6 protein-coding genes are annotated in these 11,613 nt (G+C 43.4%); 5 read left to right on the top strand and 1 reads right to left on the bottom strand.

What is annotated here, in order from left to right:
- The 5 genes from cdhC to PWQ49_RS00470 all read left to right on the top strand — a co-directional run bounded on the left by cdhC (window position 1) and on the right by PWQ49_RS00470 (window position 6,282).
- Window positions 1-1,401, top strand: coding sequence for a CO dehydrogenase/CO-methylating acetyl-CoA synthase complex subunit beta (gene cdhC / locus PWQ49_RS00490; RefSeq protein WP_300606361.1), 1,401 nt, complete (start codon window positions 1-3; stop codon window positions 1,399-1,401).
- Between the two features lie 14 nt (window positions 1,402-1,415).
- Complete coding sequence (locus PWQ49_RS00485; protein WP_300606358.1) at window positions 1,416-2,168, top strand: AAA family ATPase; 753 nt, start codon at window positions 1,416-1,418, stop codon at window positions 2,166-2,168.
- 31 nt (window positions 2,169-2,199) lie between these two features.
- Window positions 2,200-3,516, top strand: coding sequence for a CO dehydrogenase/acetyl-CoA synthase subunit delta (gene cdhD, locus PWQ49_RS00480; protein WP_300606355.1), 1,317 nt, complete (start codon window positions 2,200-2,202; stop codon window positions 3,514-3,516).
- A gap of 4 nt (window positions 3,517-3,520) precedes the next feature.
- Window positions 3,521-4,933, top strand: a complete 1,413-nt coding sequence (gene acsC / locus PWQ49_RS00475; RefSeq protein WP_300606351.1) for an acetyl-CoA decarbonylase/synthase complex subunit gamma — start codon at window positions 3,521-3,523, stop codon at window positions 4,931-4,933.
- Between the two features lie 239 nt (window positions 4,934-5,172).
- Window positions 5,173-6,282, top strand: coding sequence for a DUF362 domain-containing protein (locus tag PWQ49_RS00470; RefSeq protein WP_300606348.1), 1,110 nt, complete (start codon window positions 5,173-5,175; stop codon window positions 6,280-6,282).
- A 45-nt stretch (window positions 6,283-6,327) separates the two neighbouring features.
- Here PWQ49_RS00470 and PWQ49_RS00465 read toward each other — a convergent pair whose 3' ends face one another.
- The gene (locus PWQ49_RS00465) at window positions 6,328-11,484 is read right to left on the bottom strand and encodes a cobaltochelatase subunit CobN (protein WP_300606345.1); all 5,157 of its coding nucleotides are present in this window, start codon (window positions 11,482-11,484) and stop codon (window positions 6,328-6,330) included.
- Window positions 11,485-11,613: the final 129 nt, after the last annotated feature.

Raw genomic sequence — 11,613 nt, 5'->3', positions numbered from 1 at the left:
ATGGCTGAAGATTTTCCTTTTGAAATTTCCCCGATGTTTGAAGGAGAAAGGATACGAAAAAATGACATGTATGTTGAACTTGCAGGTCCTAAATCCGTTGGTTTTGAACTTGTGAGAGCTTCAGAAATGGACAATGTGGAAGATGGTAAATTCACGCTTATTGGTCCTGACATTTCCGAAATGGAAGAGGGAGGAAGATATCCTTTTGCCATGATCTACAAAATAGCGGGTGAATTGGTTGAAGAAGACCTCGAATCCATTGTGGAAAGAAGAAACCATGACTTCCAGAACTATGTCCAAGGACTTATGCACTTAAACCAGCGTTATGACGTCTGGGTACGTATAAGTAAGGAAGCGGTTGGCAAAGGAATGACTTCCTTTGAGTCCATTGCCAAAGCAATCATGATGCTCTTTAAGAACGAACTTCCCTTTATTGAGAAGGTAGAAGCCATTTACATCACAGACAAGGATGAAATCGAGAAGAGACTGGACGAAGCAAAAGAAATCTACAAATCCAGAGATGACAGAACCCGCAACCTCCATGATGAGGACGTTGATACATTCTACGGATGTACACTCTGTCAGTCATTTGCACCTTCAAATGTCTGTGTAATTACTCCAGACAGGGTTTCCCTTTGTGGTGCTATCAACTGGTTTGACGGTCGTGCAGCTGCAAAAGTAGACCCCGAGGGTCCCCAGTTCGCAATCCCGAAAGGTGATGTTATTGATGACATGTCCGGAGAATACACAGGTGTTAACGAAATTGCCAAGACCCTTTCAAGTGGTGAATATGACCGGATCAAACTCCACTCTTTCTTTGAATATCCACACACATCCTGCGGATGTTTTGAAGTAGTCGGTTTCTACATTCCGGAAGTTGACGGTATCGGATGGGTTGACAGGGACTTCCCAGGAACCGCACCAAACGGCTTGCCTTTCTCCACAATGGCCGGACAGACAGGTGGCGGGAAACAGGTTGTTGGTTTCCTTGGAATTGGTATCAATTATTTCCGGTCCCCGAAATTCATACAGGCAGATGGTGGCTGGAACCGTGTAGTCTGGATGCCCAAGAATCTCAAAGATAGAGTCATCAGTGACATACCAGCAGATATTGTGGACAAAATCGCAACCGAAGAAGATGTAAGTGACCTTGAATCCCTAAAGACTTTCTTGAATGAGAAGAATCACCCTGTTGTAGACAGATGGGAGTCCGAGGAAGAAGAGATAATTGAAGAAGTCGCTGAAAAAACAACTGCTACTACAATGCCACAGATGCAGTCAACCATGCCAATGAATTTCCCGACAATGCCACAAATGACCGGAGAAGGCGGTGGAGTGAAAATTATTCTTAAGAATGCAAAGGTATCGGTTGACAAAATAATAATCAAGAAGAACGACTAAAACCGGTGTTTCCTGTGACAAGGACGATTGCAATCACTGGCAAGGGGGGAACCGGGAAGACTGCCATTACGGCTCTTCTCATTCGCCATTTAGCCTCATCAAACCAAGAAATTCTGGCTATTGATGCTGATCCTGATACTAACCTCCCGGAAACTCTGGGATGTGAAGTGGAAAGAACAATCGGTGATATGAAAGAATTCATGATGACCGAACGTGATAATCTCCCTCCTGATGTCAACAAGGAATCCATTTTCGAATCCAAGATATACGAAATCCTGAATGAAATGCCCAAATATGATCTTATAGTCATGGGAAGGCCTGAAGGGTCAGGATGTTACTGCTATATCAACAACCTGCTCCGCGGAATAATGGACAAGATGGTTGAAAATTACGACATGGTAATAATGGATACCGAAGCGGGCTTGGAGCATTTTAGCCGGAAGATAATCAGAAATGTTGATGATTTGATTGTGGTTACCGACGGATCACGTCGCGGACTGCGTACCGCAGAACGTATTCGGGAACTCGTGAAAGAACTCGAGACCAATGTCGGGAATATCTACGTGATTGCAAACAAGGTTACTGACGAAACACGGGAAACCATCAAGCAGACAGCGGAAGATTTGGGACTTACACTTATTGGATTGGTGCCGGCAGATGAGATGATCGTCGATAGGGATCTTAAGGGGATGCCCCTTTTTGATCTTCCTGACGAATCTATCGCTGTCACTGAAGTGAATAAAATCGCAGAGAGACTGGGGTTGTAAACAACCAGAAAACCGTAAATGGTGAATCATTATGTCGAACAAGATCAAGCTTGCAGATATTAACAAGCTTTTCAAAGACCTCGATGTGGAATCCCTTGAAGGGGTTACTATTGAAGGAGATATTGAATTAAATATCAGCGGTGGAGGAGGCTTAAACCCTGCCCTTGCCTATGCTCTTGGACATGAAGCTGCCCAGATCTCACTTCATATCGCCAACATTTCCAGAATGCTGGGATATCCTGTAGATCAGCTTTTTGCCGAAGGACTGGGACTTGTACCTTCACCTGCAACTGTTGCAGAGCCTGCAATCCAGAATTTGATTGAAAGCAAATTCGAGGTTGCAAAGATTGCCGAATGGAACACACCGATAGAGGAAATTACCCTCGGTGCAACTTCCGCAGACGGCGGCAGCAGAAAAAGCACAGTCACACTTGGTGGAGAAAAGGCAATGCCTTACTATTTCGATGCAGAAATGCCTCACCGCAATTATGTTACTATGGATGTCTTTGACATCCCAATTTCCATGGCAAAAACAGTTAAGAGCAACTATGAAGATGTCATGGAAGATCCGGCAGAGTGGGCAAAAAAGGTGGTCAAGGACTTCAATGCTGACATGGTAACCATACACCTGATATCCACAGATCCTCTTATCAACGACACTCCTGCAAGGGAAGCTGCAAAGGTTGTGGAAGATGTGCTTCAGGCCGTAGATGTACCAATTGTCATCGGTGGATCTGGTAATCCGCAAAAAGACCCCGAAGTGCTGGAAAGGGCAGCAGAAGTTGCAGAAGGCGAACGTGCCCTGCTTGCATCCGCCAGCCTGAATCTGGATTATGAAAGGGTTGCAAAAGCGGCAACTGACCATGGTCATGCAGTGCTATCCTGGACACAGCTTGAAATCAATGCCCAGAAGGAGCTTAACCGTAAGCTCATGAAACAATGCAATGTACCCAGGGACAGCATCGTGATGGACCCGACCACCGCAGCACTGGGATACGGCCTTGATTATGCCTACAGCAACATGGAGAGGATCAGGCTTTCCGCACTGATGGGCGATACAGAGCTTAACTTCCCCATGTCTTCAGGTACCACCAATGCCTGGGGAGCAAGAGAATCCTGGATGAAAGAATCACCCCTCAAGGAAGATTCCGACTGGGGACCTAGGGAATACAGGGGCCCAATCTGGGAAATTGTCACGGGTCTTACCCTGTCCCTTGCAGGAAACGATTTGTTCATGATGATGCACCCGACATCCGTACAGGTACTCAAGGAAATTACCCAGACACTGTTCGGCAGCATCGAATCCAGACCGACAGACATCAACAGCTGGGTAACAGCGGAGGTGTGAAAGAATGAAAGTTAACAGTCCACTTGAAGCCTACAAATTCCTGCCAGGTACAAACTGCGGCAGATGTGGCGAAGATACCTGTATGGCATTTGCATCCCACCTCATTGATAGATCACATAAGGCTACGGACTGCCTTCCTATGGTTGAGGAAGACAAGTTTGCCAATAAGCTCAAGGAACTTGAAGCACTTCTTGCACCCGAGATCAGGGAAGTTGTCATCGGTGTTGGTGAGAAAGCCGTGAAAATCGGTGGTGACGATGTCCTTTTCCGTCACAAGCTTACTTTCTTCAACAAGACAGCCTATGCATATGACGTAACTGACACCATGGACGAGAAGGAACTACTGGAACGTGTTAACACAATCCAGAATTTCAAGAAATTCTACGTAGGGGATTTTCTGACCCTTGACATGATTGCAGTACGTTGTGTTTCCGGTAATCCCGAAACATTTACCGCTGCTGTGAAAAAGGTAATGCAAGCCACAGATCTCCCAATGGTGCTCTGTTCTTTTGATCCGGCAGTCCTGAAAGCCTCCCTTGAAGTGGCTGCAGAGAAAAAACCCCTGCTTTATGCTGCAACAAAAGACAACTGGCAGGAAGTCGCAAAACTTGCAAAGGACTACGAAGTTCCTGTAACCCTCTTTGCACCCAATGACCTTGACATGCTCAAGTCCCTGGCAAAGACCTTCAGTGAAATGAGTATTAATAACCTTGTGCTTGATCCGGGAACCTTTCCCACTGGCAGAGACCTAAAAACCACTTTTGAGAATTTCCTGAAAATCAGGAGAGCAGGAATCGAGGGTGACAGGGATATTGCATGCCCGATTATGGCAGTGCCCCTTACCGCATGGATGGCATATGATGATGAGATCAGTGCCTCATACTGGGAAACAGTGCTTGCATCTGTATTTACCGTCAAATACGGTGACATCATGATCATGCACAGCATCCAGCCACACGCCTTGCTCCCACAACTTCACATCCGTGATACCATTTACACCGACCCACGTAAACCTGTGACAGTGGATCCGGGAATCATGGAAATCGGGTCACCAACTGCTGATTCACCAGTTATCATAACCACAAACTTCGCTCTCACATACTATACCGTGGAGAGTGACGTTTCATCCAACAAGGTGGACTGCTATATTGTAGTGGTTGATACTGACGGTATCGGTGTGGAAGCAGCTGTTGCAGGCGGACAGCTTACAGCTGCCAAGATCAAGAAGACACTTGATGATGCTGGCTTTGACCTGAAAGAAAAGACAACTTTCAACACCGTCATCCTTCCGGGACTTGCCGCAAGGTTGCAGGGTGATGTGGAAGATCAGCTTGGCTCAAAGGTTCTTATAGGGCCTACTGATTCAGGAAGAATTCCCGGCTGGCTGGAAACTAACTGGCCACCTGAAAATAAGTGAATTATTGATCCTGCTGAAAGAGGCGGGATTCTTTTCTTTCTTTTTTTTGAATTTTTGATGCCAATCTGGTGCTTTTCACAAAAGACATCGTAAAAGAGGAAAATGGTGTCTCTTTCATACCCCTCTGGAAGTGGATTCTGGATATTTGAAAGATGATCATAGGTATTTGAGAAATGGAATAACATCCCCCTACTCCTAACCAACATAGTTATACTCCAATACTGACAAAACTAGGCTCTATGAAAAGCAAGGTCTTTTTTACCGATTTGAAAGTCCGAAAGGATTTTGAGAATACCCTGAGCAAAATCAGGCGGCTTTTTGATGCGGCAGGTTTTGAATCCTTAATTGACAAGAATGAACTAACCGCCATAAAACTACATTTTGGTGAAAGAGGCAACGAGGGATTCATAAGTCCGGTACATGTCCGGCAGGTGGTGGATAAAGCAAGGAATTGCGGTGCAAATCCTTTCCTGACTGATACAAACACACTATATTCGGGTTCACGTAGGAATGCTGTGGATCACCTGACAACTGCCATAGAACATGGGTTTGGTTACGAAGTTACAAGGGCACCTCTTGTTATTGCTGACGGACTTGACGGAAACAATTTTCACGAAGTTGCAATTGCAGGGAACCATTTTGATAAGGTAAAGATTGCATCCTCAATTGCAGACTCCCATAGCATGATAGTGATGTCTCACTTCAAGGGACATGAACTTGCAGGTTTCGGAGGAGCTATCAAGAACCTTGCGATGGGATGTGCGGCAGTTCCCGGTAAGATGGAGCAGCATGCAGGACTGCACCCTGAAGTCGATCCTGACTCCTGCATAGGGTGCGGACGATGTGTTGAAACCTGTATTTATGAAGCACTGGAAATTTCCGAGAGCATTGCTTCTGTCAGGCATGAGAAATGTATCGGCTGTGGGGAATGCATGCTGGTGTGTCCTGTAAAAGCAATCGATTTTAACCAGGAAAGGGATGCTGAAAAATTTATCGAAATGATGACGGAATACGCCCTCGGGGCCGTGACCGGAAAGCAGAAAAAAGTTGGTTACATGAATTTCCTTGTCAATATTACACCTGAATGTGATTGTGCTCCTTGGAGCGACATCCCACTTGTACCGGATATCGGGATTCTTGCATCAATTGATCCGGTAGCCATTGATGCTGCGAGTCTCTATCTGGTAAACCAGCAGCATGGTATTGTTCATTCAAAACTACATTCCAATTTCGAAATTGGGGAAGATAAGTTTAAAGGTGTCTGGGAAAACAGCGCAGGAAATCACCAGCTTGATTATGGGGAGAAGATAGGACTTGGAAGCCGGGATTATGAATTGATTAAAATTTGAGATAAAAAAGAAAGAATAGCCCAGAAATTCCGGGCATCTTCTGTTTTAGAGACTTCTTCTCCTGTATCCGACATACATGGCACCCACTGCTGCCAGTACGAGTACTGTACCAACAATATCAGCACCCGAGAATGACATACCTCCGGATTCTTCAGCTTGCTGTGATTCCTTGGTCATTTCGTAGCCTTCAACATAATCATCATTTGCTTCAGGCGTGGGTTCGGTAAGGGATTCACCATAACCTCCATCCGTTGATGATGTCTGATTACCGGGACTCATAGATGACGAGTTTACGACCTTTGCTGTGAGACTGCCATGACTTGATGAGCGCAACACAGTTGGAGCTGAGAGTAATCCCTGCATATATTCATTCAGAAGTGGATTTCCACAGGTATGGTGGCAGCATGCAACTCCGTATTCTTCAACTGATTCAGAGTAATCCTGAACCAGTTGTTCAATTACTTCTTCCGATGGTGTCCAGTATCCTTTCCTTATGGCTTCGATCATTCTGCCAGTAATTGATTGATATGCATGTGGATTGTTCTCATTGAACCACTCTTTCATTTCTTCACTTGTGTAAATCTCATATGTCTGCTGCCAGACACTGTCATCAACAAGCTCAGGATCTGATACCTCCCATCCCCAGAGATTATCCACAAATTCGGCCATCATTCTGCCACCAGCATAACCGGATTCTTGCATTCCTTCTACCCATTTGGGATTCCAGTATCTGGATCGCAGATTTTTCATAAGATATTCCTGCATCCCCACCATCTTGGCAGCATCTGGATCACGGGTATCGGAAACGTACATTTCGGGGGTCTTCCCTGATACATACCTTGTTGCAAGATTTAATACACCATAGTACTGGAAGAAGTCATCATTGTCCAGTGTATCGTAGAGATTCGATGAATCTGAATGAACGGATGCATCCACGTTTCGAAGATTCCCAATCAACAATTCTGAACTCTTGAAACCCCAGAGAGATTGGCCGTAAACATAACCCATCTTGTCAAGATAAAGTTCAGCAATTTCACTTTCGTCCTCCCATGAGCTACTTACCTCAATTGCGTTACCCGTTCCTATTTCATATGTACCATCCTTTACAGCAAAACATCGCATGGTTGAAAGTTGCCTTGCAAGCTTTGAAGCCTCTTCTTCATTCATCTCCTGAATAAACTGGGCATACAATTCATCATATATAGCTGAACTGCTTTCATTCACATAATTTGTGTAGTTTCCTGAAGGAGCTTCACTTGCCATCTGAACCGCATAATCGATCATTTTGATCTTATCGGGGAAAGCATCCCTCATTCCTGCAGTTGTATAAACAATATCAATTCTGGGTCTGCCAGGATACTCCCCATAGCTTGGACCAAGTTCTTCCTCTGGTATCAGCTCAAATTTATTAAGATCAATCTTATTATTAGCATCCCACCCCGGCTCTACTCCAAGTAGATACAGGATTTCAGCCTCGAGAGTTCCATGATCTCTGATAAATTCTGTACCAAACCTTGAAAATGAAACTTTTCTCGGATATTCACCATACTTTTCATAATAATCCTGAAGCAATTGTTCTGCAAGATATTTTCCCATTCTCCATGTTGCTTCGGATGGATAAAGTTCCGGATCAACTCCATAGAAATTCCTTCCTGTTGGTACAGCTGCTGGGTTCATGACAGGATCTGTGCCTGGACCTGCAGAAATATACTCTGCAGATAGGGCTCCCATCACACGATCCATCTCAATTGCAGAGGCAAGGAGACGGTCACGGTAAATGAGACCACGTTCCAGATCGGCAGTAACAGACTCATTGATCTCACCATATACCATAATCTGGGAATCATTGACACCGGTTTCATTAGTTACAACTTCCCAGACAAGTTGTGTTACTCTCGTATCATTGAAAGGAATACCTAACGGATAGTCATCTTCTGGATAGAAAGCAAGAGTTACATTTTCATCAAATTTGTTTCCAAGCATAGCATATACCATGGCAGAAAGCTCATCCCTGCTTGGATCTGACATGTTTGTGGACGGAACCTGTCCAAGAATGTGCATTCCATAGGGCATATTTTCACCCTCTACCTCTTCAATATATTCATGGAGTACATTCTTGATGAAATCACCAAACTGAGTTGTATTGTATGAATATAGCTCTGTGACATTGATTCCAAGATCAACATCCAGATTTAAATTAACCATTTCATCAATGATCTCCATCTGGTAAGCCTGCTTGGTTTGCTCACTCATTTCAGGTCCATAATACGTCTGCATGAGCTGGGAAAGATTGGCAATTTCCCCATAGCTACCGGATCTTTCAAGGGTTGGTGTAAGGTGATCAATTATTAATGCATTTCCACGATATTCAGCCGTCAGACCCTCTCCCACATTCGCAACTATGTAGGGATATATGTTGGGAAGATCCTGAAGCAATATGGGCGCCCATTCCGCAGTCCTATTGAGCCCGTAGGTTTGTCCAGGGAGCCACTCATGAGTTCCGTGGGTACCAACGTGGATTATTGCATCAGGCTTCCATTCTTTGTTCAGCCACAGATAGAAACCTATATACTGATGAGGTGGAGGGACAATACTACTGTGATAAAGAGTATCGTCATTCTGTAAGAATCCACGTGCAGGTTGCGGCATGAGCCATACATTATCAAACTGAACAGCAGGGATCACAAGATATCTACCGCTTTCGTTTTCCCATATCATCAGTGACTTGTTCTGCGGCAGATCTTCATCCCATGGAGCACCCCATTCCTCAATAACCTGATCCTGAAGCTCCTGAGGCACTTCCTCCTCAAACCATGTGTGATACTGTTCCATCGGTATGAGTTGCAGTCCCCATTCTTTCCTGTTCTCGACCATCTCATCAAGTACCTCTGGAGCCCATGAACCTGCATTTAGACCTTGGGACTGTAACATTTCCAGAAGCACTGAATTGTTTTTCGGAATGTTAGAAACTGTATAGTTTGCAGCATCCATTTCTTCAAGCAAGAGTCTCATGCTTGTTATTGTGTCAAGATAGCTGGCACCAATGTTATCCTTACCTGAAGGATAATTATAGTAAATTACAGCAACTTTCTTGTCACTGTTATCCTCCAGTTTAAGGTTTGCCCACTTGATGGAACGGTTACTGATCCAGTCAATCTGCGAGTAAAGTGGTACATAGGAAGTACTTTCAGTATCCGGATCATAAACTGCATTGCCAATTAAAATATACTCAAAAATACCATCAACATTTGGTGCAAGAGTCTTGTACACCATTTGGGAATTGGGAATTCCCCTGTTGGCATCTGCCGGATCAGGATTTGTAGGTACATCTGCAACGATTCCCCTGAGAACCGGTACATTCAGGTGTTCAAGCTCCTGAATACCACGTTCATTGTCCCAGTAGTTCAACCTGAAGCTCTTGAGAGAGATCACACATTGAACAAGTGGTGTTTCATTTTCGTCGCAATAGTAATAGGTAATATTATCAAAAGTATCGAATCCGACAATAACGTTGCAACCTTTGCTTTCGATATCCGAAATTAAAGCGTCCACAACATCCAGATGATCTTCAGTAATATCATTACGATGGAACCACATTCCTATCGTTGGCAATTCAGGATCATACACATAGTGGTCTGCAGTATCATTTTCATACCATTCTAAATATTCCTCTGTGGTTTCAAAGAACCTATTTTCATAATCCGGATGGTACAGGCCAGCAGCAGGAATAATATTTCCTTCATCCGAAAGTACCCATCCTTCTGTCAGAAAAGACATATTTCCGTATTCACGGGATGAGTAAATCAATAAATTCTCAGCATTAACTTTCCCAGAAGTGTCCGTGCCCATATTGCTGTAGTAGAGGTATATGGTATCATTTTCAGTGCCATTGGAAATATAATCAAAGAAGGAAGGCGTGTTCGCTGAATTTATATCAAGCAATGCCGAACCATGGTCGTGGGCAGCCAGAAATGTATTGTTATAGTCATCGTTATAACCAATCATATCACAGAAAATAATATTCTGTTGCGAGAGAAAACCTGATTCTGATGCGTTGATGAGTTCATCACTCATATTCGACCAATCTGGTGAATAAGAAGGTAGATAAGTAAAATCAATAAATTCTGCGTAAGGGTTTGTTAGAACTGCATTCTCAAGTGGTATATTGTGCGTGTAATAAATGTAAGTGAAATTCAATTGTGGCCACTCATCAGTGATTTCAGGGTGATTTCCAAAATCTCTTGAAAGATACATCAGGAAATTTTCTGCACTTTTAAGACCAGAACCTGAAACTTCTGCATTCCCATAATATGTGCAGATTTTATCATTCAAAGAACCGTTGGAAACATAATCAAAGTACTCAGGAGTTCCATACGAGTTGACATCCAGTAAAGATGCACCACTTTCGTGTGCAGGATAAAATGTATTGTTATAAAATTCATTATAAAATATCATATCACAGAAAATGACATCCTGCTGGGAAAGGAAGCCTGATTCTGAAGCTGTTATAAGTTCGTCACTTATGATAAAATCGGTTTTGTTATACGAAGGAAGGTAATTGAAGCTGATAAATTCAGCATAAGGATTGGTTTTACTTGCTTTTTCAAGAGCTGCACTTGGATCATATGCTACATAGGTAATGTTAATCATCGGCCAGCTGTCTGTTATTGATGGATGATTCCCGTAGTTCCTGCTGAGGTAGATTAAAAGATTCTCAGCACTCTTTTTCCCGGAATAAGATGCACTGTCCATATTATTAAAATATGTACATATTTTATCCTCATCGTCACCATCAGAAATGTAATCAAAGTATGAAGGAGTATCAGCTGATCTGATAGCTAATATTGAAGTTCCATTTAGATGAGCTTCATATAGGGTATCATTTAAAGGATCATAAACCGCTGAATAAAGCATGTCACAGAAAATCACATCCTGATCACCAAGTAATTCCAGAAGACCGTTCGTGGAAGCGTTAACAATTTCATCACTGACTGACCAACCATCATAAGCAGATACAAAAGTATAATTTATCTGATCAGAATAAGGATTACTCAGCGATGCATTTAGGAGAATTTGACCGGGCTCATCCAGACCTATGTAAGTTACATTAATCTTGTTCTCTACTGCCGATACCGCTGACACTGAAATTGCCAGCAAAAACAATACGCTTAAAACTAATAAGACACCTTTTTTCATATGCATATTATCACCCGATGGTATGCAGTGTATCCCGGTAAGGTTACCAGCCAGCAGCCGGGATGCACTACAAATTAATCCAATTCAAATTGGATTTCTATATAACAAACTAAATTGCTCTACTGCTGAAAAAAA

The sequence above is a fragment of the Methanohalophilus sp. genome (assembly GCF_030156785.1).
In the GTDB taxonomy this organism is placed as follows: domain Archaea; phylum Halobacteriota; class Methanosarcinia; order Methanosarcinales; family Methanosarcinaceae; genus Methanohalophilus.
Note: the sequence above shows the minus strand (reverse complement) of the source record. Positions and strands in the feature narration are given on the sequence as shown.